Raw genomic sequence first — 22558 nt, 5'->3', positions numbered from 1 at the left:
TAGGTACGCACGTTAACTCTGATTGGTTCACCGCAAAGGTTTATAAAATGTTGCCAAAACTGACCTTCGTGCTAGGTGGCGCTGCATCAGGCAAATCTCTGTGGGCAGAAAAGCTTTTATTGAACAGCGGGTTAGACCCCGTCTATCTGGCCACGGCGCGCGCTTTTGACGATGAAATAAAACTGCGCATCAAGGACCACAAATCGCGAAGAAGTGATCATTGGCTCAATTTAGAGGCAGAAAAAGAGTTAACGCGGGCCCTGTCTGACCGCTGCCCGACTCAGGCCGTGCTGATCGATTGCGCGACCATGTGGCTGACAAACCTGATGATGGATGAGGCCGAGATTGCTCCGGCACAATCGCGCTTGCTGAAGTCTCTGAACCGCTGCCCGGCGCCCGTGGTGATCGTATCAAACGAGGTGGGGCACGGCATCGTGCCCGACAACGCGCTGGCCCGACAGTTTCGCGAGGCTCAAGGACGGCTCAACATCGCGCTTGCGGCACAATCCGATCTGACCGTGCTGGTCGTTGCGGGGTTGCCGCAGGTGTTGAAGGGGCAGCTGCCATGACGGTCTGGCATTGGGTGCGCCATGGCCCCACCCATGAGAAGGCGTTTGTCGGATGGCGGGACGTGCCCGCTGACCTGTCCGACACCGCGCGGATCAAACGGCTGCAGGATCACCTGCCGGATCAGGGTATTCTCGTCTCATCAGACCTGCGGCGCGCGTCAGCCACAGCAGACGCGATACAGGGCACCGGGCATAGCCGCCTGACGGATATGGCGGATCTCAGAGAGTTCAATTTCGGCGTCTGGGATGGCCTGCATTTCTCTCAAGTGGCCGAGCGCGATCCTGTGCTGAGCCGCGCCTATTGGGAACAGCCCGGGGATGTCGCCCCACCGGAGGGAGAGAGCTGGAACGCCGCCGCCGCCCGGATCAACCGCTGCGTGGACCGGCTGAATGCGCTCTACCCCGATGCTGAGATCATCGCAGCGGCGCATATCGGTGTCATCCTTACGCAAATCCAGCGCGGCATGGGGCTGACACCCTATAAGGCGCTGTCTTATGACATTGCCAATCTCTCAACCACGCGGATCATATGGGCGGCCGGAAACGCGTCGGTGGAGGAGGTCAATCACACTCCGTGATGCAATCCCTCACAATTCGTCGTTTGTCTTGCTGGGGACGCCACATGTAGCGTCCGCCATATGACATATGATCTCTACATCGGCGACAGAACCTTCTCCAGCTGGTCCTTGCGGGGCTGGCTGATGCTTGAAAACTTCAAGCTGCCCTACCGCGCATATTTGGTGGGCCTTTATAGCGGAACCATGGCGGCAGACCTTGGGCCTCTCGCGCCCGCACGCCTCGTTCCGGCACTGCGCACGCCTGAGGGTGACGTGATCGGGGAAACCCTCGCCATGGCGGAAACGCTGGCAGAACGTCACCCGGTGGCCGGGCTTTGGCCCACAGACCCGGCCCTGCGCATCCGCGCCAGATGGCTGTGCGCCGAGATGGCCAGTGGCTTCAGCGCGCTGCGCGCGGCCTGCCCGATGCAACTGGCGCATGTCAACACTGGGTTTCAACCCTCCGCCGCCGTGCTGGCTGACCTGGACCGGATCGAGGAGATCTGGTCAGCAGCGCGCGCCCTGTCTGGGGCCGCTGACGGCTGGTTGATGGGCGCCTACTCGCTGGCCGATGTGTTCTACGCACCAGTGGCCGCGCGCATTGTCGGCTATGACCTGCCCGTGTCCGACACCAGCCGAGAGTATTGCATGAAGACCCTGGCAGACCCGGCCTTCCAAACTTGGCGTGCAGAAGGATTGAAGGTGCGCTATGACCCGTTTCCCTACCCTGTGCATGGAACAGCTGGCCCCTGGCCGGTCTGAAGACAGGCCACCCAATTGTTAACCTTTCATAAACACCCCTGACGTACCGATTAACCAAGATGGTCTGGAGGGAAAAACGTGGTCGCTCTTGCACATTCGGTGGCCTTTCGCGGGGTCGAGGCCTGCCTTGTCGAGGTGCAGTGTTCACTGGCGCCCGGCCTGCCGGGGTTCAGCATCGTCGGCCTGCCCGACAAGGCCGTCTCAGAAGCCAAGGAGCGGGTGCGCGCGGCTCTCTCGGGCATGGCCATCGCCTTTCCCTCCAAGAAGGTCACCATCAACCTCAGCCCAGCGGACCTGCCAAAAGAGGGCAGCCATTTTGACCTGCCGATTGCCGTGGCGCTGCTGGGCGCGCTGGAGATCATCCCCAAGGATATCACACAGTCCGTTGTCGCCCTCGGAGAACTCTCGCTGGACGGCAAACTGGTGCCTGTCACCGGTGCGCTGCCCGCCGCCATGACCGCCGCGGCCGAAGGCTTCGGGCTGCTCTGCCCGGAGACCTGCGGCAAGGAGGCCGCCTGGGTCAGCGACGCGCGCGTGACCGCCGCCGCAACGCTCGGCGATGTTGTGCGGCACTTCTCGGGCCAGGTGCCCCTCGCACAAGCTGCGCCTGGCGAAATCACAGCCACGACAAACACCCGTTGCTTGTCGGAGGTCAAAGGACAGGAACGCGCAAAACGTGCATTAGAAATCGCAGCGGCGGGTCGCCACCATCTGATCTTCATCGGCACGCCGGGGTCGGGCAAGTCCATGTTGGCACAGCGCCTGCCCGGCATCCTGCCTCCGATGACCGCTGTCGAAGCGCTGGAAACCTCGATGATCCACTCCGTCGCGGGTCTGCTCGACGAAGGCGGCATCACGCGTGATCGGCCCTTTCGCGATCCGCACCACACCTCCTCAATGGCGGCGATCATCGGTGGCGGGCGTCTGGCCAAGCCGGGGGAAGTATCGCTAGCACACAATGGCGTGCTTTTCATGGATGAGTTCCCGGAATATCAGCGCAACGTGCTGGAAACGCTGCGCCAGCCGGTCGAGACCGGCGAGGTGATGATCTCCCGCGCCAACGCCCATGTGCGCTACCCCTGCCGGTTCATGCTGGTGGCGGCGGCCAACCCCTGCAAATGCGGCTATTTGACGGACCCGGCCCGCGCCTGCGCGCGCGTGCCCAAATGCGGAGAGGATTATCTCGGCCGCATCTCCGGGCCACTGATGGACCGGTTCGATCTGCGCGTCGATGTGCCGCCTGTGGCCTATACCGATCTCGACCTGCCTGCGACCGGCGAGACCTCTCACACCGTTGCCGCACGGGTCGCAGCGGCGCAGGCGGTGCAACAGACCCGCTTTGCCACACGGCCAGACATGCGCTCAAATGCCGATGCCGAAGGCGAGGCCCTGGAAGAGATCGCGCGGCCAGATGATGAAGGCCGCGACCTGCTGCTGCGCGCCGCCGAGCGCTTCAACCTCTCGGCACGCGGATACCACCGGGTCATGCGGGTTGCGCGTACTATCGCTGATCTGGATGGTTCCGCCGACGTCCGCAGGCCACATATCGCCGAAGCCATCAGCTTCCGCCTGGCCAGCCCCGCCGACGCCTAGCCCCGTCGCGCCTCGATCGCCTCCCAGATCTTGGCGGCGATATTCACCCCGTCAAAGCGCTCCAACTCCTGGATGCCTGTCGGCGACGTCACGTTGATCTCGGTCAGATAGTCGCCAATCACGTCGATTCCGACAAAGATCTGCCCCTTGTCCTTCAGCAGCGGCCCGATGGCGGCGCAAATCTCGCGGTCCCGCTCGGTCAGGCCGATTTTCTCTGGCCGACCGCCCACATGCATGTTGGACCGGGTCTCCCCCGCCGCAGGCACGCGGTTGATCGCACCCACCACCGCGCCGTCGACCAGGATCACCCGCTTGTCACCTTTCGAGACGGCCGGCAGGAACTTCTGCACAATCAGCGGCTCGCGCGAAAACCCGGTAAAAAGCTCATAGAGCGAGCTGAGGTTGCGGTCCTCAGCGTCCAGGCGGAACACGCCCGCGCCGCCATTGCCATAGAGCGGTTTGAGGATGATATCGCCATGCTTTTCCTTGAACGCCCGGATGGTCGACAGATCCCGTGCGATGGTGGTCGGCGGTGTCAGATCCGGAAAGTCCAGCACCAACAGCTTTTCGGGGTAGTTGCGCACCCAAAACGGGTCATTCACAACCAGCGTACCCGGTGTCAGCCGGTCCAGCAGATGGGTCGAGGTGATGTAGTGCATGTCGAACGGAGGGTCCTGCCGCAGCCAGACCACATCAAACTCCGACAGATCCACCTCGCGAAGCTCGCCCAGCAGCGCGTGCTCTCCCTGGACCCTTTGAACCCGCAAATCGTGGCCACGCGCCGTGACCCGACCTTCCTGGTAGGCCAGATGATCAGGGGTGTAGAAAAAGAGCTCATGCCCGCGCGCCTGCGCCTCTTCGGCGAGGCGAAAGGAGCTGTCCGCGGCGATATCCACATCCCCAATCGGGTCCATTTGAAAGGCAATTTTCATGGCGGCTCCTCGCGTTGACCGCCTCTACATGGCCCAGTCACCGCAAAGGTTCAATGGCCAGCCCGTCTAAAGCCCGTCGAAGGCGTTTTCGACAATCTGAACCTGCCCCATGCTGTCAACCAGGGCCACGTCCACCCGCGCTTCGGTCAAGGAGCCAAGCGGCTGGGTGGCCAGGTATTCCTCCGCTGCTGTGTAAATCCGGCGCATCTGCCGCGTTGTCAGCCGGGTTGCGGCGGCCTCGAAACTGTCGCTTTTCTTGACTTCGACAAAGACCAGCCCGGCGATGTCGCGGACAATCAGATCGATCTCTCCCGCCGTGCCGCGCCACCGGACCTCTGCCACCGAATAGCCCATGGCCTCATAATGCCGCGCCACCACGGCCTCGGCCGCGTGGCCTGCATGAAACGCCACCTGTCCGCGCGCACTGCGCTGTGCCTCAATCCCCACGCGTCATCCTTTCGTCAGCTCCAGCGCCCGCTGATAAACTTTGCGGCGCGGAACATCATGGGCCCGTGCGACCATGTCGACGGCATCCCGCATGGTCATGGCCTCAAGCGCCTGTTCAAGATCGCTATCTAGGTCATCATGGCTAACAAAATCTGAACGGTTGCGGTCGATCAAGACGACAAGCTCCCCTTTGACGGTGTGCTCCGCATAAGCAGCGCCGAGCGTGGCAAGCGTGCCCCGGCGCACCTCCTCGAACTTCTTTGTCAGTTCCCGGCAGACGGCGACTTGACGCTCTGCGCCCAGAACGGTTGCGGCGTCTTTGAGCATGGCAGCCAGCCGTTTGGGAGACTCGTAGAAGACAAGCGTGCCGGGCACCTCCCGAAGAGCCTCCAACGCGGCGCAGCGCGCGGCCTTTGCATTGGGCAGGAACCCTGCAAAGTGAAAGGCGTCTGTCGGCAACCCGGCAAGCACCAGCGCGGTCAGAACCGCAGAGGGCCCCGGCGCGCAGGTCTGCGGCAGATCCGCCTCGGCCAGCGCGCGGCTCAGCTCAAAGCCGGGGTCGGCGATCAGGGGCATTCCGGCCTCAGAGGCGTAGGCCACGGCCTTGCCCGCGCGCACGTCGTCCAGCAGGCGCGCGATCACCCCCGCTTTGCTGTGATCATGCAGAGCCACCACCGTGCGGCCCGCCAGCGGCACACCGTGAATGTCCATCAGGCGCCGCAGGCTGCGGGTGTCTTCGGCGGCCAAGACATCCGCTGAGGCCAGCACATCCAGCGCGCGCAGGGTGATGTCACGCGCCGTACCGATGGGCACGCCAACAAAATAGACCCCTGCGCCAAGGGCTGCCTTTTGGAAATTCAACGCTGGACCCGCCTTTCGTGACGTCTATGATTGCGGCAACCCCGCCTTTGGCGCACCAAATCCTGATTGCTGGAGTATCCGCATATGTTTGCCGTTTTCAAATCCGCCCGCAAGGCTTTGCACCGCATGGTGCTTCCTGGCGCACTCCTGCTGTTGGCCGCCTGTGACACCATTCCGGGCGCGGGTTTAGGCACAGGACCCGGGATCAACACGAGTGAGCCTGTGCCGGTTGCCATTCTGGTGCCGGGTGGATCCGGCGTCACAACGGATGAAATCCTGGCGCAAAGCCTTGTGAATTCAGCGCGTCTGGCCATGCGGGACCTCAACGGCGCCTCCGTCGACTTGCGCGTCTTCCAGACAGGCGGGGACGCGGCAACCGCAGCTGCACAGGCGCAAAAGGCGGTGGATGAAGGTGCCAAGATCATCCTCGGCCCGGTCTATGCGGCTTCGGCCAATGCGGTGGGCAACGCCGTTGCGGATGAAAATGTCACGGTCCTGTCCTTCTCCAACAATTCCGCTATCGCAGGCGGCAATGTCTTTGTGCTGGGCCAGACGTTTCAGAACACGGCTGATCGGATGATCAGCTACGCGCTTGGCCAGGGCAAACAAAGCTTCGTCATCGTTCATGGGCAGGATTCTGCCGGGACACAGGGCCGCGACGCCATCAGCGCCGCCATCAGTCGGCAGGGTGGATCGATTGTGGGCACGGTCGGGTACGCGCTGTCGCAACAGGACGTGATCGCATCGGTCCCGCAGATCAGATCAGCGGTGCAAGGCAACGCAGCGGATGCGGTGTTCCTTACGACCGACACGGCCAGCGCCCTGCCGCTGCTGTCACAGCTCCTGCCCGAGGCAGGCATATCGTCGGAGACGACACAGTTCATGGGGCTCACGCGGTGGGATATCCCGCCCCAGACGCTCAGCCTGCCAGGCGTACAAGGCGGCTGGTTTGCAGGGCCGGATCCCGCCGCCTCCGCAACCTTCAGCGCACAGTATCAGGCCGCATATGGTGACCTGCCTCATCCGATCGGGGGGCTGGCCTTTGACGGCATCGCCGCCATCGGCGCGCTGGTCAGTCAAGGCGACACCCAAGCCTTGTCGCCCAACGCGCTGACACAAGGCGCAGGCTTTCGCGGGGCCAGCGGCATCTTCCGCCTGCGCCCGGACGGCACCAATGAGCGCGGGCTGGCGGTGGCAACCATCATCGACTCGCAAGTCTCCATACTGAGCCCGGCGCCCCAATCCTTCGGCGGTGCCGGATTTTAAGGTCGCGCATGTCTGTCTCCTTGCTGCAGGCCGACCCGGCCCCGACCGGGGCGCTGATTTGCGCGCCTGACTCGATCTTTGACCGCGCAAGCTTTGAGCACCACCTGCAAGAGGCGGTGAGCGAGGCTGCCAAACCCGGTGACATCAGGGCGGCAGCGGTGCGCCTGCTGAAAGAGCGGCAAGCAACCGGGCGCGCCGCCATAGAGACAGCCTTTGCCGCCGATCCGTTTGCGGCCCGCCCGATGACGCGTGCTTATACGTACCTGACCGATCAGCTGGTCATGGCCGCGCTGTCGGTGGCGCAGGATATCCTGCACGCCAAGCCAAACCCCACATCGGGTGAGCATCTGTCGGTCATCGCGGTGGGTGGCTATGGCCGGGGCGAGATGGCGCCGTTCTCGGATGTGGATCTACTGTTTCTGACGCCTTACAAGATCACCGCCTGGGCGGAGAGCGTGATCGAATCCATGCTCTACATCCTGTGGGATCTCAAGCTCAAGGTCGGCCACGCCAGCCGCACCATCAAGGAATGCCTGCGCCTTGCGCGCGAGGATTTCACCATCCGCACGGCGCTGCTGGAACAACGGTTTCTCGCCGGAGATGCAGACCTGGCCACAACGCTGGCGGCCAAGCTGCGCAGCGATCTTTTTGACGGATCGGAACGCGCCTTTGTCGAGGCCAAACTGGCCGAACGAGAAACACGGCACCGCAAGCAGGGCCAGAGATATGTGGTCGAGCCAAACGTCAAGGAAGGCAAAGGCGGGTTACGCGATCTGCAATCGCTCTACTGGATCGCGAAATATGTTCACAACGTCGCCGATGCGGCAGAGCTGGTGCCCAAAGGCGTTTTTGCCGAAGACGAGTATCAGGGCTTTGCCGCCGCAGAGGACTTCCTCTGGGCCGTGCGCGGTCATCTGCATCTGCAGGCCCGGCGCGCGTCGGAGCAACTGACCTTCGACATGCAGGTGCAGGTGGCGGAGGCCATGGGTTACGAAGACGCCGGAGGGCGGCGCGCGGTCGAGGTCTTCATGCAGGAGTATTTCCTGCACGCCACCGAAGTCGGAGACCTGACGCGGATCTTCCTCACCAAGCTGGAAGCCGACCATGTCAAAGCCGAACCGATCCTGGAGCGGATCTTTCGCAGGCGGCCAAGGGTGAAGCAAGGCTACAAGGTGGTCAACAACCGGATCGCTATTGAGGACGACACGGCTTTCCTGTCGGACAAGCTGAACATGCTGCGGCTCTTTGAAGAGGCGTTGCGCACGGGCATGCTGATCCACCCGGATGCCATGCGGCTGATCAAATCCAACATGCATCTGATCGACGACGAGGTGCGCAACGCACCCGAAGCGCGGCGCATCTTCTTTGATCTGCTCCTGAAACACGGCAACCCGGAACGGGCGCTGCGGCGGATGAACGAGCTTGGCGTGCTCTCGGCCTTCATCCCCGAATTTGAGCCCATCGTGGCGATGATGCAGTTCAACATGTATCACAGCTACACAGTGGATGAGCATATCATCCAGTGCATCAAGAACCTCGCGCAGATCGAGCGCGGCGAGTTGGAGGAAGACCTGCCCGTCGCCTCGTCGATCCTCAAGAAAGGGGTGGATCGCAAGGTGCTGTATACTGCGCTGTTGATCCACGACATCGGCAAGGGCCGGCCCGAGGATCATTCGATCCTCGGCGCGCAGATGGCCCGCAAGATCGGCCCGCGTCTCGGCCTTAACAAGGCGGATACCGAAACGGTGGAATGGCTGGTGCGCTACCATTTGCTGATGTCCGATATGGCGCAGAAACGTGACATTGCCGACCCGCGCACCGTGCGCGACTTCGCCAAGGCCGTGCAGACGGTCAAACGGCTTGATCTGCTCTGTGTGCTAACAGTCTGCGACATTCGCGGGGTCGGGCCGGACACCTGGAACAACTGGAAAGCGGTGCTGATCCGCGCGCTCTACCGCCAGACCAAACGCGCGCTGGAGACCGGGCTGGAAGATCTCAACCGCGAGAACCGCGGGGCCGAGGCCAAACGCGCCCTGCGCGCGGCGCTCAGTGACTGGCCGCGTAAGGAGTTGCAGGCAGAGACCTCGCGCCACTACGGACCCTATTGGCAGGCGCTGCATGTCACCGCGCATGTGACCTTTGCCAAGATGCTGCGCGACGTGAAGGACAACGAAATCCTGATCGACCTGCACCCGGATGAGGATCGCGACGCGACGCGGGCCTGTTTTGTCATGGCGGACCATCCCGGCATCTTTGCCCGCCTCGCCGGGGCGCTGGCACTGGTCGGCGCCAATGTGGTCGACGCACGCAGCTACACCACCAAGGACGGCATGGTCACCGACGCCTATTGGATCCAGGACGCGGAGGGGAACCCCTATGACGCCTCCCGCCTGCCTCGGTTGCGGCAGATGATCGAAAAGACTCTGCGCGGCGAAGTGGTGGCGCGCGATGCGTTGAAGTCCCGCGACAAGGTCAAGAAACGCGAACGCGCCTTCAAGGTGCCCACCCACATCACCTTCGACAACGAGGGGTCAGAGATCTACACGATCATCGAGGTCGACACCCGCGACCGGCCCGGGCTGCTTTACGATCTGGCGCGCACGCTGGCCTCATCGAACGTCTATATCGCCAATGCGGTGATCGCCACCTACGGCGAGCAGGTCGTGGACACCTTCTATGTCAAGGACATGTTCGGTCTGAAGTACCACTCAGAGAGCAAGCAACGGTCGATGGAGAAGAAACTGCGGCAAGCCATCGATGAGGGTACGGAGAGGGCCAAAGCGTGACCCCCATCCGCCTGATGTCAGGCTTCTTGACCGTGGGCGGCTGGACGCTGATAAGCCGGGTGCTCGGCTTCATCCGCGACGCGATGATCCTGGCCTATCTGGGCACTGGGCCGCTCTACCAGGCCTATGTGGTGGCCTTCCGCCTGCCCAACATGTTCCGCCGCTTCTTTGCCGAAGGCGCGTTCAACATGGCCTTTGTGCCGATGTTCTCGAAACGGCTGGAGGGGAAGCAGGACCCGGACGGGTTTGCCTCGCAGGCCTTTGCGGGGCTGACCACAATCCTGATTGGGCTGACGCTGATCGCCATGGCGGCGATGCCCTGGCTGATCTATGGGCTGGCCTCGGGCTTTGCCGGGCAGGAGCAATTCGATCTGTCGGTCGAGTTTGGGCGCATCGCCTTTCCTTACGTTTTGTTCATTTCTCTCGCGGCTCTGCTCTCGGGCATGTTGAACGCGGCCGGGCGCTTTGCCGCCGCAGCCGCCGCGCCTGTGCTGCTGAATGTGCTGCTGATCGGGGCCATGGCTGTGGCCGCTTGGCTCGGCGGCGATATCGCGCGGGCACTGATTTGGGCGATCCCCGTTGCGGGCGTGGTGCAATTCGCGCTGTTGTGGGTCGCGGTCAAGCGCGCGGGCTTCACCCTCAAGCTCAAACGCCCCCGGCTGACATCCGAGATGCGACGGCTTGTGAAAGTCGCAATCCCGGCCGCCCTTGCGGGCGGCGTCGTACAGGTCAACCTGCTGGTCGGGCAACAGGTCGCCAGCTATTTCGACAAGGCGGTCGGCTGGCTTTTTGCAGCAGACCGGCTCTATCAACTGCCTTTGGGCGTCGTCGGCATCGCCGTGGGGGTCGTGTTACTGCCCGACCTGTCACGTCGCTTGCAGGCGCGGGATGATGCAGGTGCCAAGGACGCGCTGAGCCGTGCGGCAGAGGTGTCGCTGGCGCTGACCATCCCTTCGGCTGTGGCGTTGGTGATCATCCCCTTCCCGCTTGTCTCGGTGCTGTTTGAACGGGGTGCCGCCACGGTGGACGACACCGCAGCGATTGCCGTCGCCGTGGCGATCTATGGGCTGGGCCTGCCTGCGTTTGTGATGCAGAAGATCCTGCAGCCGATCTTCTTTGCCCGCGAAGACACGCGACGGCCGTTTCATTATGCGGTGGTCTCGATGGTGGCCAATGCCGTTTTGGCGATTGGGCTGGCACCGGTGATTGGCTGGATCGCGCCTGCCATCGCGACGACCGTAGCCGCTTGGCTCATGGTCGCGCTTTTGAGGGTGGGTGCGCGTAGCTACGGCGATGTCGCACGCTTCGACAGCCGGTTTCAAAGTCGCATCTGGCGCATGGTGCTGGCCTCGGCGGTGATGGGCGGCGCGCTGTGGCTGGCCCATGTGTCGCTGAGCAACTTCCTCGGCATGCCCTGGATCCGGGCCTTCGCACTGGCAGTTCTGATTGCGATTGGCGCAGTGACCTATTTTGGTGTCGCACATGTAACGGGAGCGATCCGGTTGGGGGAGCTCAAACAGGCGCTTGGGCGGTCACGTTAGAATTTTTCGGTCATCAGTTCATCTAGATACGTAGCACCCCGGTGACTGACCCGGCATCTAGTCCCGCCGCAGCGCCGCGATAACGCGCGCGACCCCACCAGGCACCAGAATGGCAGAAGCCACAAACCCAAAAACAAAAGCCGCAAGATCCGCCACCCAGCCGTTGCCCACGTCAAAGAAGATGCCCCAGACCAGCTGCAACCCCATCAGGATCGCAATCAGGCTGAAGGCGCGCAGCTGCTCCTCTCCGCGCGCCGCAAGGCTCTGCCACATCACGAAGGAATAGCCCCCGATCAGCCCGTAAACTGCCGGAAACCCGCCGATCAGCCATGTCGGATCATTCAACAGCGCGGCATAGACCAGCGCGCCAAAGGCGGCACCGCCGAAGAACAGCACCAGAACCGCGACCTGCCCCATGGTCTCGCCCACCAGTTTACCCAGTGCCAAAAGCAGGACCGCCGCAAACAGCGCCGAGGTAAAGCCCATATGCACAAAGGAATAGGACACGAACCGCAAAAGATGCTCGGGCAGCCAGCGCCCGTTACTGACCATCCAATCAAAGATGTTCCCCGAAAACGCATATGTGTTCATCGACGCCAGCCGCCAGCCAACCGCCTCACTGCCGCCGATCAAACCCCGCTCACCCAGGCTGAACGCCGCCTCGGGGATCGCAATCGCAAGGAACAGGATCACCACCACGGGCGGCAGCGGGTTCACCGGTGAGGGGTCGTGATGGTCGTTCATAGGGCCCTTCCTTGACGATGCTCTGCCCCATGGGTAAGCCAGCGCAAACCGCTTTTCCAGCAAGATCGGAGCCCGCCATGACCACCCCTGCTTTTACGCCGCGTGTCTTCTCCGGCATACAGCCCTCGGGCGGGCTGACGCTGGGCAACTATCTGGGTGCGATCAAGCGTTTTGTCAGCATGCAGGACGAGGCCTATGAGACGATCTACTGCATGGTCGATCTGCACGCGATCACGGTCTGGCAGGACCCTGCGGACCTCGCTCGCAACACGCGTGAGCTGGCCGCAGGCTTCATCGCGAGCGGGATAAGCCCCGAGAAATCCATCCTGATCAATCAGTCCCAGGTGCCCGAGCACGCGCAGCTGGGCTGGATCTTCAATTGCGTTGCGCGCATGGGCTGGATGAAGCGGATGACCCAGTTCAAGGACAAGGCGGGCAAAAACGCCGAAGCCGCCTCGCTGGGCCTGTTTGGTTACCCGGCGCTGATGGCTGCGGACATTCTGATCTACCACGCCACCCATGTGCCCGTGGGCGAGGATCAGAAACAGCACCTTGAGCTGACGCGCGATATCGCGACCAAGTTCAACCACGACTATGGTGTCGATTTCTTCCCGCTGACCGAGCCGGTGATCGAGGGGGCTGCGACGCGGGTGATGTCGCTGCGGGATGGGTCCAAGAAAATGTCGAAATCGGACCCGTCGGACGCCTCCCGCATCAACATGACCGATGACGCTGACGCCATCGCCAAGAAGATCCGCAAGGCCAAGACCGACCCGGATGCGCTGCCCTCCGAGGCCGCAGGGCTGGCGGAGCGGCCCGAGGCGCGCAACCTCGTGAACATCTATGCGGCCCTGAACGACCAAACCGTCGATCAGGTGTTGGCCGAGGTTGGCGGGCAGCAGTTCGGCACCTTCAAGCCGCTGCTGGCGGAGCTTGCGGTGGCGAAACTCTCCCCCATATCGGAAGAAATGGCACGGCTTATGGCGGACACGGCAGAGATTGACCGCATCCTCGCCCGAGGCGCGGACCAGGCGCGCGAGATTGCGGCGCCCATTCTGCAAAAGACCTACGAGATTGTGGGCATGGTGCGCTAGTCGTTTTGGGCAAGCACAGCATTTCAGCTAATAAATGAGCTATCTACGTGCTGCAGCAGCTTCCATTTCCCAGATATGTGCCTGCTGCACGCCCGCACGCGCAAACTTGCGCCGTGCCCGTGCAACCGCCTGACGCCCGAACACATAGGACGACAGGCTGAAAGCAAAGAAAGCGTAGGCGCCGCAGGTGAACATGAAAGCCGCCGCAGGGAAATGTTGAGACAGCAATACGCCTTCCCAAAAGAGAACGGCAGCCATCGCTGCGGCCAACAAGCTGCCAAGAGCCAGCGCCCTCTGCCGACGCATGTTAAACAGCGACCGCTGCGCCAACAGTGGGTTAGGGTGTTCGCGCGAGTTGTGCAGAAGATATCCACCTGCAGCCCCTACGAGACCAAAGAGCAGAATGAACATCTCTTTAGTAACTAGGACTGTCAGAGCCAGCACGACCCCTGCGATAAATGCGATAAAAATCAACCGCAGAGCCATCGCCCGTTTCTGAAAGATGTCGAGCGACATCAAAGAACTTGCAAGGCGCGACATGATCTTATCTCCCACGGACGCTCCATGTTTCTACCATAGGTGGCGGAATTAATCTCATCTATCCACAAAAAAACGGCGAGTTTGTGCCGATCCTTCGGCACCAGCGCACAAATGGTGCGCGTTCTTAGGGTCTGGCGTGCCGCTATTGCAGCGCCTACCTCAGTATCTATCTAAATAGATGGAGCAAAAGCATGGCAAAACAAGAGGCGGCATCAGTTGGGCATGTGCATCTGCGGGTTGCAGATCTTGACCCCGCCATTGTCTTTTACCGCGACATCCTCGGCTTCTCGGTCATGCAACGCGGTGCGGAGGCTGCATTTCTAGGGGCAGACGGCTATCACCATCACATCGGCCTGAACACCTGGCAGAGCAAAGGAGCCAGCCCGCCCCCGCCGGGTCATACCGGGCTTTATCATTCGGCTTTTCTCTACCCCGACCGCAAAAGCCTTGGCACCGTACTGGCGCGGGTTATTGAGGCAGGGATTCCCATCAACGGCGCGGCAGATCACGGCGTGAGCGAGGCCGTCTATCTGCGTGACCCGGATGGCAACGGTGTCGAGATCTACCGTGACCGCGCACGTGAAGATTGGCCGCGCGATGCGGAGGGCAATCTGGCGATGGTCAATGCCCCGCTGGATCTGGACAAACTTCTGGCCGAAGCGGGCTAGGGCCGCATGGACAATCCCGCGCGGCTCGGCCAGTTTGCGCGGCAAGAACGCAGGATGGAGGCGGCCATGGCCACGGGGTTTTTCTGGGATGAGAGATGCTTTTGGCATGCAGGCGGGCAATACGCCTACACCATGCCCATAGGCGGGCATGTCCAGCCGCTCGCCGCCGGTGGCTTACCCGAAAACCCCGAGACCAAGCGCCGTCTGAAGAACCTCATCGACGTAAGTGGTCTGGCCAAAGATCTCGATATGCGCAGCGCGCCCGAGGCCACGCGCGAGATGCTGCTGAGGGTGCATCCTGAAAGCTATCTGAACGAGTTCAAGGCGCTGTCGGATGCAGGCGGCGGAGAGCTGGGCCGCCGCACGCCGTTCTCTACCGGGGGATATGAGATTGCCGCACAATCCGCTGGCCTCGCCGTCGCTGCGGTGCAGGCCGTCACGACCGGAGAGCTGGAGAACGCCTATGCGCTGTCGCGTCCGCCCGGCCATCACTGCCTGCCGGATTTCCCCAACGGCTTCTGCCTGCTGGCCAATATCGCCATCGCCATCGAAGAGGCTAAGGCGCAGGGCCGCGCAAACCGCGTGGTCGTGCTCGACTGGGATGTGCATCACGGCAATGGGACCGAGGCGATCTATTACAACCGCGACGATGTGCTGACGATCTCTCTGCATCAGGAGGGCAACTACCCGCTCGACACTGGCGGGTTTGAGGATCGTGGCGAGGGGGCGGGTCTTGGCTTCAACCTCAACCTGCCGCTGCCCGCAGGCACCGGGCACAGCGCCTATCTGCATGCGATGGACAGTATCGTGCTGCCGCAGATCGAAGCGTTCCAGCCCGATCTGATTATTGTTGCCTGTGGTTTTGACGCAAGTGCCATCGACCCGATGGCCCGCATGCTCGCCACAGCACAGACCTTCCGCGAGATGACCCAGCGCGTGAAGGATACCGCCGCACGCCTCTGCGAAGGACGTCTCGTGCTGGTGCACGAGGGCGGTTATTCCGAGGCCTATGTGCCGTTTTGTGGCCATGCCACGCTCGAAGCTTTGTCGGGCAGCAACATCACCGCGCCCGACCCGCTGGCCGAGGCCTTGCAGGTGCGCCAGCCCAACTCCCGGTTCGACGCCTTCCTGAAAGGTGAGATCGACCGTTTTGCAGAAGAGCTTTGACCCCATGCCCACACCCAACGCGCAGGCCTTCGCCTTCCTCTCCACCCGACGATCGCGGCCAGCCAAGACGCTAGCGGAACCGGTGCCCTCCGCCGAAGAGCTTGCGCCCCTGCTGCAGGCCGCCGCGCGCACACCGGATCATGGCAAGCTGGAACCCTGGCGCTTCATCGTGATCGAAAAGCCTGCGATGAGCCGCCTCGCCGACGTGGCGCAGGCGCGCGGGGAAGCACTTAGTCTCGCAGACGACCAGATCACCAAGGGACGCGGACAATTCGACCAGGGGCATCTGGCCGTGACCGTGATCGAAGTGCAAAAACCCTCCGACAAGATCCCCGCGCTGGAACAAACCTATTCCGCCGGCTGCGTCTGTCTTGGGCTGCTGAACGCCGCACTGGCCTCCGGTTGGGGCGCCAATTGGCTCAGCGGCTGGCCCAGCCACGACCGTGGCTTCATGCAAGACGCCCTAGGGCTGGCCGAACATGAGCGAATCGCCGGTTTCATCCACATCGGCACCGATACAAGCGCGCCGCCCGAGCGCCCGCGCCCGGATATTGATGCCATCACCACCTGGGTGCGCGCATGATCCTCACCGCCCTCTTCACGGCCCTCGGTCAGATGACCGACCCACGGTTTCGCGGCGTGCTGCTGACCGGTCTGGGCCTGACCATCGCGCTGCTGATCGCCGCATCGGTCGGGGTGGTCTGGCTGGTCGGCGGTCTGGTGGGTGACACCACCAGCATCTGGCTGATCGGAGAGGTCACATGGGTGCAGGATCTGGTCAGCTGGGGCTCTGCCTTGGTGCTGCTGGTGCTGTCCGTCTTCCTGATGATCCCCGTGGCCTCGGCGATCACCTCGATGTTCCTCGAAACCGTGGCGCAAGCGGTCGAAGACAAACACTATCCGCATCTTCCGGCGGCCACGCCCGTTCCCTTCGGCGATGCCCTGCGCGATACGGTCAATTTCCTCGGCGTTCTGATCGCGGCCAACGTGCTGGCGCTGGTGGTCTATCTGATCCTGATCGCGACAGTGGCGCTGGCGCCCGTCGCACCGGTGGTCTTCTGGGCGCTAAACGGTTTTCTGCTGGGGCGGGAGTATTTCACGCTCGCAGCGGCACGTCGCGTCGGACGGCAAGAGGCCAAACAGCTGCGCGCGCGCCACAGTGGCACAATCTGGCTGGCAGGCACGCTCATGGCGATCCCGCTGACGATCCCGATCCTAAACCTGGTGATCCCGATCCTGGGCGCCGCGACCTTTACCCATCTGTTCCATCTGCTGGCCCCGCAGCCGCCCCGCGGTTGAACCAGTCAAGATCGCGCACAGTGATCACCTCGAAGATGATGATCGATGCGATGATCGCCCAGAGCACAAGGCTGATCCAGGTGGTGATCCAGGCCTTCTTGCGCAGATTGTGCACCTCTGGCGCGCCCGCATGGGTGCCAGGCACGATCTCGCCCAGATCACCTTGGGTCTGCACCCGGATCGGCAGCACGATCAGAAAGGTCATCGACCAGATCACCGCAAACAGCACCAATGCCGATGTCACGCCCATGGCGTAGCCTCCCTCCGCTTAGACTTGCTCAAGCTCGACCAGACAGCCGTTGAAATCCTTCGGGTGCAGGAACAGCACCGGCTTGCCATGCGCCCCGATTTTTGGCTCCCCCGTGCCCAGCACGCGGGCCCCGGTGGCTTGCAGCTGGTCACGGGCGGCCAGAATGTCATCGACTTCATAACAAACGTGATGAATACCGCCCGAGGGGTTCTTGTCGAGGAACCCCTGAATGGGGCTGTTCTCCCCCAAAGGATAGAGCAGCTCGATCTTGGTGTTCGGCAGATCGATGAAAATCACGGTGACCCCGTGATCGGGCTCATCCTGCGGCGCACCGACATTTGCGCCAAGGGCGGTGCGATACTGGTCCGCTGCCGCCTCCAGATCCGGAACAGCAATGGCAACGTGATTGAGGCGGCCGATCATGACATAGTCTCCAACTTTGGAACTTTGCCCCGCTTATGATCTGCCACCCCCGCCGATGCAAGCGACGCGGCGCCGCAGGCAGGGCCGCATTAACGTGCTGTTAGCCATCTATGCGCCATTCTCTCGTTAAGCGAGTCACCCTGGAGCCCATCATGGACAAGACCGATCCCTTTGCCGCGACGATACCCGCGCCGACCGCCACACGCCCTTTGCTGGGGCTGACGGTTCTGGTGATCGAAGACAGCCGTTTTGCCTGTGAGGCCATGCGCCTTTTGTGTCTGCGCAGCGGTGCGCGGATCCGCCGAGCAGACAGCCTGCGGTCAGCGCGCCGGCATCTGCAGGTCTACCGCCCCTCGGTCGTGATTGTGGATCTCGGCCTGCCGGACGGCAGTGGCATCGATCTCATTCAGGAACTGTCCCAGGGCGAACCGCGCGTTGACGTGGTGCTTGGGACCTCAGGGGATCTGGACGGGGAGGAGCAGGCCATGGCCGCGGGCGCGGATGCATTCCTGGCAAAGCCCATCACCTCTCTGGCTCTGTTCCAACAGGTTGTTCTGTCCAACCTGCCAGCAGATCGTCAGCCCAGCGGCTTGCGGGAGCTACCGGATGAAACGATCCACCCCGACCGCATGGCGTTTCAGGATGACATGGCGCATATCGCTGATGTTCTTCAGGATCTGCCGGACGATGGGTCACTGGACTATGTGGCGCAGTTTCTCGGTGGCGTGGCCCGCTCCGCGCAGGACAGCAAGCTGGAGCAGGCAGCGGTTGCGCTGGCCCGCAAACGTGCGGCGGGCGAGCCTTCCGGCCTCGAAGCGGAGCGTATCGCCGGGCTGGTGCAAGAACGCCTGACGCAGAAGCTCGCGATCTGATGGCTGCGCGCATGCCGCGCAGCCCTGCACACCGGACACTGTAGGAGCACAGCCGGTTCGGCTACGCTCAGCCGCCCGCTCTCACTCCTGCGGAATCACCCGCAATCCAAGCTCCATAAGCTGATCGCTTGTCGGCTCGGACGGTGCGGCCATCATCAGATCTTCAGCCCGCTGGTTCATGGGGAACAGGATCACTTCGCGAATATTCTGCTCTTCGGCCAGCAGCATCACGATGCGGTCGATGCCCGCGGCACACCCCCCGTGAGGTGGCGCGCCGTACTGGAAGGCGTTGACCATACCACCAAAGCGCTTGCGCACTTCATCCTCGCCGTATCCCGCAATCTCGAACGCCTTGAACATGATTTCGGGCTTGTGGTTCCGGATCGCCCCCGACACCAACTCATAGCCATTGCAGGCCAGGTCATACTGATACCCCAGCACGTCCAGCGGGTCGCCCTCCAGCGCGGCCATCCCGCCTTGCGGCATGGAGAAGGGGTTGTGCTCAAAGTCGATCTTGCCGCTCTCTTCGTCCTTCTCGTAAATCGGGAAATCCACGATCCAGGCAAAGGCAAAGCGGTTCTCGTCAGTCAGCCCCAGCTCGGACCCAATCACAGTCCGTGCCTTACCCGCCACGCTCTCAAAGCTCTTGGGTTTCCCACCAAGGAAGAAAGCAGCATCGCCCACCTCCAGCCCCAACTGCTGGCGGATCGCCTCGGTGCGCTCCGGCCCAATATTCTTGGCCAGCGGCCCCGCCGCCTCCATCCCATTGCCCTGATCGCGCCAGAAAATATAGCCCATCCCGGGCAGCCCCTCTTTCTGGGCAAAGGCGTTCATGCGGTCACAGAACTTCCGACTGCCGCCACCCGGGGCTGGAATGGCGCGAATTTCGGTGCCATCCTGCTCCAACAGCTTTGCGAAAATCGCAAAGCCAGACTCGCGAAAGTGGTCGGAGACCACTTGCATTTTAATAGGGTTCCGCAGGTCGGGCTTGTCGGTGCCATACCACAGCGCGGCATCGCGGTAGGAAATCTGCGGCCAGTCCTGATCAACACTCTTGCCGCCGCCGAACTCCTCGAACACACCCGTCAACACAGGCTGTATCGCATCAAAGACGTCCTGCTGCTCGACAAAGGACATCTCCAGATCGAGCTGGTAGAAATCTGTGGGCGAGCGGTCTGCGCGCGGGTCTTCATCGCGGAAACATGGTGCGATCTGGAAATACCGGTCAAAGCCCGAGACCATCAGCAGCTGCTTGAACTGCTGCGGCGCCTGCGGCAGCGCGTAGAACTTGCCCGGATGCAGCCGCGAGGGCACCAGGAAGTCGCGCGCGCCCTCGGGGCTGGAGGCGGTGATGATCGGCGTCTGATATTCGCGAAAGCCCCGGTCCCACATGCGTTTGCGGATCGAGGAGACCACGTCAGAGCGCAGCACCATATTGGCCTGCATCTTCTCGCGCCGCAGATCAAGATAGCGATAGCGCAGCCGCGTCTCCTCCGGGTATTCCTGATCACCAAACACTTGCAAGGGCAGCTCACCCGCAGACCCCAGCACCTCAATGCTGCGAATATAGACCTCAATGGCACCGGTCGGCAGCTTGGGATTCACCAGGGACGCGTCGCGCGCCTTGACCTCGCCGTCGATGCGCACGCACCACTCGGCCCGCACCTGTTCCGCGTCGGCAAAGGCGGCGCTGTCGGGGTCGCAGAGCACCTGCGTCACGCCGTAGTGATCCCGCAAATCGATGAAAAGCACCCCGCCGTGATCGCGCACACGATGCACCCAGCCAGACAGGCGAACGGTCTCGCCCACATTGTCGGCGGTCAAAGCGGCGCAGGTATGGCTGCGATAGGCGTGCATGGGCGGATTCCTTCGGGATCAGATTTGGCGCCAGATACACCGTCTGGGCCCCGGGAAGTCAAGCCAACAAGCCAAGAGCGGTCAGAGCGCGCGCAACCGGTGCCGTTCCAACAGGTCCACCAGCATCTCACGCGACTGCTGGCGATGCGCCCGGTGCGCCGCACGGGCGATGTCCGCATCGCCCTGTTCAATGGCCTGATAGACCCGGCGGTGCGCCTCGTTGGACTTCAGCGGCAGAGGCCGCATGAACAGCGTCGTTGCTCGCGCCCGGCGCACCTGATCCCGCATCATGTTCACAATGAGCGCAATGCGGTGGTTCTGCCCAAGCCGCACGAGTTCGGAATGGAACCGATCATCCGCCGCAGCCCAACCTTCTAAGTCTTCGGTCAGCAGTGCCTTGTCCATCTCTTCGATGGCGAGTCTCAGGTCCGACAGCTCGGCGGCGCCATAGCCTTTCTGAGCCGCCCGCTCCGCCGCGAGGCTTTCGAGCTCGGTCAGCACGTCGTAGATTTCGCGCATGTCATCGGGCGAGACCGGCAGAATGCGGACCCCCTTGCGGGGTTTCAACTCCAACAGCCCCTGCCCCTCCAGCATCAGAACCGCCTCGCGCACAGGGGTCCGGGACATGCCCAGCATGCCCGCCAGTTCCGATTCCAGATGGTTGGATCCCGCGGATAAGCGGCCGGAAAAGATCATCTCGCGCAGATCCTGCAAAGCACGCTGCGCGTTGGATTGAGGCTTGGGCCCGGGGTCGGTCAATGGCGTTCCGATCAGATTCTGGCGATCCACATCGCCCGTCACCCCTCAAAAGGCCCGAAACGACCGCAGTTTGCAAGGCATCTGCACGTCGTCTGGCGCAGCGTCAGGCTGCGATCAGGGAGTGCGCCTTCGCGGTCGCGCGGTCTGCCTGGCTGTGGTCTCCCAGCCCCTTGAAGGCCCGCGCCACGGCACGCCAGTTCTGGGCCGAGGTTGGTTTGATCCCCGTGCGTTCATTTGCAAGCGCCAGCGCCAGGTCGAACTGGCGCGCCCGCAGCGCGGCCTCCAACAGCGTCCACCCTATGATATCCCGCTGCGCGTAGCTGCCGCCCAAGCGGTGGGTCATGTAGCGGATCGGGAGAAGGCGCTCCACACAGCGGCTATAGTGTTCGCGTTTGAAATCCTGCATGGCCAGACAGAAGGGCAGCCCGATCTCGCGGGTCATGGCGGCATTGGCGTCGGAGGCGTGCTCCAGATACCTCTCGTTGGCGGAGAGCAAGGCCTGCTGCGCGTGCGCACGACCGTCGGAGACGAAGGTCAGCATCGCATGCACGTCGTTGAAGGCATACAGCGTGTCCTGCGCTGCCGGTTCCCATTTGTCAGCCAGATGGGTCCAGCGGTCACCACCGTCCTGCCCCACCAGGTTCATCCGCCAGAGCAGGGCAGCGGCATCCAGTTCCTCGTATTTGTGGCCGTCCTTGTTGCGGGAATCGAGGTGTGTGTCGAAGATGTCGAACACCTGATCATATTGCTCCAGATCCAGATGGTAGAGCCCGGTGTGCCACCAGAGGTGATTGGCGAAATTCGACGTCCCCCACATCCCGGCGTTGTCTTTCATGAAGCGGATGCCATCCCCCTGACGCCCGCGCATCTCCATCACGTGGCTGACGGTGTGCACGGCGTAAGGATTGTCGGGGCGCAGGGACAGCGCCTGCCGGGCCAGATCCTCCGCACGGGAAAAATCGCGGTTCTCTTCCAGCCCGAAGGAGTAGAAGCCCAGCACGAATTCATAGCCCGGGATGCTCTCATCCCACAGGTTGAAGACCCGCGCCACCACGTCCCGCTGCCCCGGCACATCGCCCAGCAGGACCATCGTGTAGTGGATCAGCTCCAGCGCCAGCAGATCCATCGGATACTGCGTCAGCACCGCCTCCCACTTCTGCACTGCACCAAAGAAGTCGCCCTGCACCCAGGCTTTCACCGCCTCATGATGCCCACGCTCCCGATCATTGCAGCCGGGCAAAAGCCGCTCGGACTGAGCCAGGCACTGCAGCATCGTGTCGTAGACGCGGGTCTCCATCGCCTGCGTAAGCCAGGCGGCCTTGAACAACCACCCCATGATGAAATCGGGATGCGCGGCGAGCACCCGGTCAATCTCTGCAATGGCGTCACCACGGAATGACAAAGACATCAGGATCGCGCTTTCCAGCCCATCGATGGCGGAGCGGTCCCGATAAGACACGGGCACCCCCCGGATGTCGGTCATGGGTAGGGCGGCGGGCTGTGCGGTGTCGGAACACATGAGGCAAAGATCCTTGGACAGGGCATCACTAAACTGGTGATATCCTATCTCA

At 62.5% G+C, this 22558-nt stretch carries 23 protein-coding genes; 13 read left to right on the top strand and 10 right to left on the bottom strand.

Annotation, left to right across the window (positions count from 1 at the left end):
- Positions 1 to 47 precede the first annotated feature (47 nt).
- The 4 genes from cobU (at position 48) to So717_RS11905 (ending at position 3481) form a co-directional block, all read left to right on the top strand.
- Complete coding sequence (gene cobU / locus So717_RS11920; protein ID WP_159977955.1) at positions 48 to 569, top strand: bifunctional adenosylcobinamide kinase/adenosylcobinamide-phosphate guanylyltransferase; 522 nt, start codon at positions 48 to 50, stop codon at positions 567 to 569.
- Positions 566 to 1147, top strand: a complete 582-nt coding sequence (locus tag So717_RS11915; RefSeq protein WP_159977532.1) for a histidine phosphatase family protein — start codon at positions 566 to 568, stop codon at positions 1145 to 1147. Before cobU ends, So717_RS11915 begins: the two co-directional genes overlap by 4 nt.
- Positions 1148 to 1207: 60 nt before the next feature.
- The gene (locus So717_RS11910) at positions 1208 to 1888 is read left to right on the top strand and encodes a glutathione S-transferase (RefSeq protein ID WP_159977530.1); all 681 of its coding nucleotides are present in this window, start codon (positions 1208 to 1210) and stop codon (positions 1886 to 1888) included.
- A gap of 78 nt (positions 1889 to 1966) precedes the next feature.
- Positions 1967 to 3481: a YifB family Mg chelatase-like AAA ATPase gene (locus So717_RS11905; RefSeq protein ID WP_159977528.1), complete on the top strand. Its 1515-nt coding sequence runs from the start codon at positions 1967 to 1969 to the stop codon at positions 3479 to 3481.
- Here the strand turns inward: So717_RS11905 and gshB are convergent.
- From gshB to rsmI, 3 genes are all read right to left on the bottom strand, one after another.
- Positions 3478 to 4413 carry a glutathione synthase gene (gshB, locus tag So717_RS11900; RefSeq protein WP_159977526.1) on the bottom strand — a complete coding sequence of 312 codons (936 nt, stop codon included), beginning with the start codon at positions 4411 to 4413 and terminating at the stop codon, positions 3478 to 3480. The two genes, So717_RS11905 and gshB, sit on opposite strands and share 4 nt — an antisense overlap.
- Before the next feature lie 66 nt (positions 4414 to 4479).
- Entirely contained in the window at positions 4480 to 4854 is a 375-nt protein-coding gene (locus tag So717_RS11895) for a YraN family protein (protein ID WP_438810656.1), read from the bottom strand.
- A gap of 9 nt (positions 4855 to 4863) precedes the next feature.
- Entirely contained in the window at positions 4864 to 5721 is an 858-nt protein-coding gene (gene rsmI / locus So717_RS11890) for a 16S rRNA (cytidine(1402)-2'-O)-methyltransferase (RefSeq protein WP_159977522.1), read from the bottom strand.
- A gap of 84 nt (positions 5722 to 5805) precedes the next feature.
- On the opposite strand from rsmI, the gene So717_RS11885 reads away from it, so the two are divergent.
- From So717_RS11885 to murJ, 3 genes are read left to right on the top strand one after another with little or no spacing between them, the layout of a single operon-like run.
- Entirely contained in the window at positions 5806 to 6987 is a 1182-nt protein-coding gene (locus So717_RS11885; RefSeq protein ID WP_159977520.1) for a penicillin-binding protein activator, read from the top strand.
- A gap of 8 nt (positions 6988 to 6995) precedes the next feature.
- On the top strand, positions 6996 to 9773 hold the full coding sequence (locus tag So717_RS11880; RefSeq protein ID WP_159977518.1) for a [protein-PII] uridylyltransferase: 2778 nt from the start codon (positions 6996 to 6998) through the stop codon (positions 9771 to 9773).
- The gene (gene murJ / locus So717_RS11875; RefSeq protein WP_159977516.1) at positions 9770 to 11314 is read left to right on the top strand and encodes a murein biosynthesis integral membrane protein MurJ; all 1545 of its coding nucleotides are present in this window, start codon (positions 9770 to 9772) and stop codon (positions 11312 to 11314) included. The genes So717_RS11880 and murJ overlap by 4 nt, the downstream gene beginning before the upstream one ends.
- 57 nt (positions 11315 to 11371) lie before the next feature.
- Here murJ and So717_RS11870 read toward each other — a convergent pair whose 3' ends face one another.
- Entirely contained in the window at positions 11372 to 12058 is a 687-nt protein-coding gene (locus So717_RS11870; protein WP_159977514.1) for a rhomboid family intramembrane serine protease, read from the bottom strand.
- Positions 12059 to 12135: 77 nt separating this feature from the next.
- On the opposite strand from So717_RS11870, the gene trpS reads away from it, so the two are divergent.
- On the top strand, positions 12136 to 13152 hold the full coding sequence (trpS, locus tag So717_RS11865; protein ID WP_159977512.1) for a tryptophan--tRNA ligase: 1017 nt from the start codon (positions 12136 to 12138) through the stop codon (positions 13150 to 13152).
- 39 nt (positions 13153 to 13191) lie between these two features.
- Here the strand turns inward: trpS and So717_RS11860 are convergent, their stop codons facing one another.
- A complete protein-coding gene (locus So717_RS11860) occupies positions 13192 to 13668 on the bottom strand; it encodes a hypothetical protein (RefSeq protein ID WP_159977510.1) in 477 nt (158 codons plus the stop codon).
- Between the two features lie 215 nt (positions 13669 to 13883).
- Between So717_RS11860 and So717_RS11855 the strand changes: the two genes are divergently transcribed.
- The 4 genes from So717_RS11855 (at position 13884) to So717_RS11840 (ending at position 16826) form a co-directional block, all read left to right on the top strand.
- Positions 13884 to 14360, top strand: a complete 477-nt coding sequence (locus So717_RS11855; RefSeq protein WP_159977508.1) for a VOC family protein — start codon at positions 13884 to 13886, stop codon at positions 14358 to 14360.
- A gap of 66 nt (positions 14361 to 14426) precedes the next feature.
- Complete coding sequence (locus So717_RS11850; protein WP_159977953.1) at positions 14427 to 15527, top strand: class II histone deacetylase; 1101 nt, start codon at positions 14427 to 14429, stop codon at positions 15525 to 15527.
- Between the two features lie 4 nt (positions 15528 to 15531).
- Positions 15532 to 16110, top strand: coding sequence for a nitroreductase family protein (locus tag So717_RS11845; protein WP_159977506.1), 579 nt, complete (start codon positions 15532 to 15534; stop codon positions 16108 to 16110).
- On the top strand, positions 16107 to 16826 hold the full coding sequence (locus tag So717_RS11840; protein ID WP_159977504.1) for an EI24 domain-containing protein: 720 nt from the start codon (positions 16107 to 16109) through the stop codon (positions 16824 to 16826). The genes So717_RS11845 and So717_RS11840 overlap by 4 nt, the downstream gene beginning before the upstream one ends.
- On the opposite strand, the gene So717_RS11835 is transcribed toward So717_RS11840, so the two are convergent.
- Together So717_RS11835 and mce are read right to left on the bottom strand one after the other, a co-directional pair.
- The gene (locus So717_RS11835; protein ID WP_159977502.1) at positions 16780 to 17076 is read right to left on the bottom strand and encodes a DUF1467 family protein; all 297 of its coding nucleotides are present in this window, start codon (positions 17074 to 17076) and stop codon (positions 16780 to 16782) included. The genes So717_RS11840 and So717_RS11835 overlap by 47 nt on opposite strands.
- 18 nt (positions 17077 to 17094) lie before the next feature.
- Positions 17095 to 17499, bottom strand: a complete 405-nt coding sequence (gene mce, locus So717_RS11830) for a methylmalonyl-CoA epimerase (protein ID WP_159977500.1) — start codon at positions 17497 to 17499, stop codon at positions 17095 to 17097.
- Positions 17500 to 17651: 152 nt separating this feature from the next.
- Here mce and So717_RS11825 point away from each other — a divergent pair, with 152 nt between their 5' ends.
- Entirely contained in the window at positions 17652 to 18371 is a 720-nt protein-coding gene (locus tag So717_RS11825; protein ID WP_159977498.1) for a response regulator, read from the top strand.
- An 81-nt stretch (positions 18372 to 18452) separates the two neighbouring features.
- Here the strand turns inward: So717_RS11825 and aspS are convergent, their stop codons facing one another.
- The 3 genes from aspS to So717_RS11810 form a co-directional block, all read right to left on the bottom strand.
- Positions 18453 to 20228 (bottom strand): aspartate--tRNA ligase, encoded by a 1776-nt coding sequence (aspS, locus tag So717_RS11820; RefSeq protein ID WP_159977496.1) that lies wholly within the window; start codon positions 20226 to 20228, stop codon positions 18453 to 18455.
- Positions 20229 to 20309: 81 nt separating this feature from the next.
- A complete protein-coding gene (locus tag So717_RS11815; RefSeq protein WP_238840870.1) occupies positions 20310 to 21017 on the bottom strand; it encodes a GntR family transcriptional regulator in 708 nt (235 codons plus the stop codon).
- A gap of 73 nt (positions 21018 to 21090) precedes the next feature.
- Positions 21091 to 22506 (bottom strand): tetratricopeptide repeat protein, encoded by a 1416-nt coding sequence (locus So717_RS11810; RefSeq protein WP_159977494.1) that lies wholly within the window; start codon positions 22504 to 22506, stop codon positions 21091 to 21093.
- Positions 22507 to 22558 lie beyond the last annotated feature (52 nt).

Source organism: Roseobacter cerasinus (genome assembly GCF_009811755.1).
Taxonomy (GTDB): Bacteria; Pseudomonadota; Alphaproteobacteria; order Rhodobacterales; family Rhodobacteraceae; genus Roseobacter; species Roseobacter cerasinus.
The sequence above is the reverse complement of the archived record's forward strand: the minus strand, read 5'-3'. Positions and strand labels throughout refer to the sequence as shown.

Excerpts from the sequence above, each read along its gene's own strand:
- So717_RS11850 (WP_159977953.1), top strand. The coding sequence starts at position 14,427 with ATGGCCACGGGGTTTTTCTGGGATGAGAGATGCTTTTGGCATGCAGGC.
- mce (WP_159977500.1), bottom strand. The coding sequence starts at position 17,499 with ATGATCGGCCGCCTCAATCACGTTGCCATTGCTGTTCCGGATCTGGAG.
- So717_RS11840 (WP_159977504.1), top strand. The coding sequence starts at position 16,107 with ATGATCCTCACCGCCCTCTTCACGGCCCTCGGTCAGATGACCGACCCA.
- So717_RS11810 (WP_159977494.1), bottom strand. The coding sequence starts at position 22,506 with ATGTGTTCCGACACCGCACAGCCCGCCGCCCTACCCATGACCGACATC.
- cobU (WP_159977955.1), top strand. The coding sequence starts at position 48 with ATGTTGCCAAAACTGACCTTCGTGCTAGGTGGCGCTGCATCAGGCAAA.
- So717_RS11860 (WP_159977510.1), bottom strand. The coding sequence starts at position 13,668 with ATGTCGCTCGACATCTTTCAGAAACGGGCGATGGCTCTGCGGTTGATT.
- So717_RS11915 (WP_159977532.1), top strand. The coding sequence starts at position 566 with ATGACGGTCTGGCATTGGGTGCGCCATGGCCCCACCCATGAGAAGGCG.
- trpS (WP_159977512.1), top strand. The coding sequence starts at position 12,136 with ATGACCACCCCTGCTTTTACGCCGCGTGTCTTCTCCGGCATACAGCCC.
- So717_RS11870 (WP_159977514.1), bottom strand. The coding sequence starts at position 12,058 with ATGAACGACCATCACGACCCCTCACCGGTGAACCCGCTGCCGCCCGTG.
- So717_RS11845 (WP_159977506.1), top strand. The coding sequence starts at position 15,532 with ATGCCCACACCCAACGCGCAGGCCTTCGCCTTCCTCTCCACCCGACGA.
- So717_RS11910 (WP_159977530.1), top strand. The coding sequence starts at position 1,208 with ATGACATATGATCTCTACATCGGCGACAGAACCTTCTCCAGCTGGTCC.
- So717_RS11855 (WP_159977508.1), top strand. The coding sequence starts at position 13,884 with ATGGCAAAACAAGAGGCGGCATCAGTTGGGCATGTGCATCTGCGGGTT.
- So717_RS11835 (WP_159977502.1), bottom strand. The coding sequence starts at position 17,076 with ATGGGCGTGACATCGGCATTGGTGCTGTTTGCGGTGATCTGGTCGATG.
- gshB (WP_159977526.1), bottom strand. The coding sequence starts at position 4,413 with ATGAAAATTGCCTTTCAAATGGACCCGATTGGGGATGTGGATATCGCC.
- So717_RS11885 (WP_159977520.1), top strand. The coding sequence starts at position 5,806 with ATGTTTGCCGTTTTCAAATCCGCCCGCAAGGCTTTGCACCGCATGGTG.
- So717_RS11880 (WP_159977518.1), top strand. The coding sequence starts at position 6,996 with ATGTCTGTCTCCTTGCTGCAGGCCGACCCGGCCCCGACCGGGGCGCTG.
- So717_RS11825 (WP_159977498.1), top strand. The coding sequence starts at position 17,652 with ATGGACAAGACCGATCCCTTTGCCGCGACGATACCCGCGCCGACCGCC.
- aspS (WP_159977496.1), bottom strand. The coding sequence starts at position 20,228 with ATGCACGCCTATCGCAGCCATACCTGCGCCGCTTTGACCGCCGACAAT.